Annotated in this window: 1 protein-coding gene; it reads left to right on the forward strand. The window is 40.6% G+C overall.

The window, feature by feature from the left end:
• Window positions 1-553 precede the first annotated feature (553 nt).
• Window positions 554-1,798, forward strand: a complete 1,245-nt coding sequence (ltrA, locus tag ACJ004_RS29970) for a group II intron reverse transcriptase/maturase (protein ID WP_410896722.1) — start codon at window positions 554-556, stop codon at window positions 1,796-1,798.
• Window positions 1,799-1,876: the final 78 nt, after the last annotated feature.

Raw genomic sequence — 1,876 nt, forward strand, 5'->3', positions numbered from 1 at the left:
TGTGTGCCACGAAAAACCTAGCGAGGTGTGCCTGAAAGGCACAATCAACTAGTTGTGCTGCACTTAAGATGAGAGTAGGCCTCTCGCAATCGCTATACAGGTAGAGGTTGCAAACCACCTTAAGGTGCTTTAGTCAAAAGCTATGGTATTGAGCGTTAAGGAAAAGGCAGAGCAAGACTTTGTCAGGTACGTATTAAGGAGACGAAAACCATTGAACCGCTGAGGAAGTATCGAAAGCGTAGTGATGTCATCAAAACTGAGGGGGAGTCGTTAACTCAGGATTAGTTCGGGGGGAACCTGTTTACTGTCCGTTCGGTGACCGGTATAAAGGCGGCGTGAACTTAATACAGGCTTGAGTGTGGAACGTGGGAACCTACGACATGGATGCCAAGGGAGAAATTCAAGTGGATGCACCACAAGAATCAGAGTACCAATGCCATGTATAGGGGCGGAATAACCCGTAGTAGTAATGAAACCTCCTAACGGAGGAGGAGCAAAGGGGTTATGTTATTCAGTTTTATGACCAAGTCAACCATTTAAATGGGAGGAACTTATGAATAAAACAAAGTCGTTTGCGATATCCAAAAAGGTAGTTTATGAAGCCTTTCTAAGAGTAAAAGCAAATAAAGGGTCAGCTGGTATTGATGAAGAGTCGATTGAAGAATTCGAAATGAATCTAAAAGATAATCTCTACAAACTATGGAACAGAATGTCCTCAGGAAGCTACTTTCCTCCAGCAGTAAAAGCTGTAGAAATACCGAAGAAAGGTGGCGGTACTAGGACACTAGGGATCCCAACTGTTGAAGATAGAATTGCACAAATGGTCGTGAAGTTGTACTTTGAACCCTCGGTGGAACCTTTCTTTCACAAGGATTCGTACGGTTATAGACCCAATAAAAGTGCAATTCAAGCATTAGAGATAACCCGTAAAAGGTGCTGGAAATACAACTGGGTTCTAGAATTCGATATAAAAGGACTATTCGACAACATTGACCACGGTTTACTAATGAAAGCAGTGGAAAAGCACACAAGTAATAAATGGGTAAAACTCTATATTAATAGATGGCTAAAGGCACCTTTTCAAACAAAAGAAGGGGCAGTAGAACGGACTTCTGGTACACCGCAAGGTGGAGTTATAAGTCCAGTTCTAGCAAATCTATTTCTTCATTACACATTTGATAAGTGGATGACTATAAACCATACAAATAATCCTTTTGCGAGATATGCAGATGACGCAGTTATCCACTGTGAATCAGAAGCTGAGGCAACAGAATTGCTTATATTACTTAACAAAAGGATGAAGGAATGTAAACTGGAACTACATCCAACCAAAACACGAATTGTGTATTGTAAAGATGCAGATAGGAAAGAAAACCACGAAAATATTTCGTTCGATTTTCTTGGATATACGTTCAGACCAAGACGTTCCAAAAACAGATGGGGAAAGCATTTTATTAACTTTACACCAGCGATTAGTAATAAGTCTAAGAAATCAATTCGGCAAAAAGTAAGGGACTGGAAGCTACAGTTAAAAGCCGAAAAGGACCTTACGGACCTATCAAATATGTTTAACTCACAGATTATAGGGTGGATTAATTACTATGGCAAGTTCTACAAATCTGAAATGTACTCAACATTAAGACACATCAATAAAGCCTTAATATTGTGGGCAAGGAAGAAATACAAAAGGTTAGCTCGTCACAAGAAAAGAGCTGAATACTTATTAGGTAGAATTGCAAAACAGATTCCAAAACTATTTAAACATTGGGAAATAGGTATCAAGCCTACGGCTGAATAATGGGAGCCGGATGAGCTGAGAGGTTCACGTCCGGTTCTGAGAGGGGCTACTGGGGAGGTTCCAGTGGCCTACTTGCCT

Source organism: Neobacillus sp. 204, from assembly GCF_046562815.1.
GTDB lineage: Bacteria > Bacillota > Bacilli > Bacillales > Cytobacillaceae > Neobacillus.

Coding starts and splice junctions, on each gene's coding strand:
- ltrA (WP_410896722.1), top strand. CDS start 554: ATGAATAAAACAAAGTCGTTTGCGATATCCAAAAAGGTAGTTTATGAA.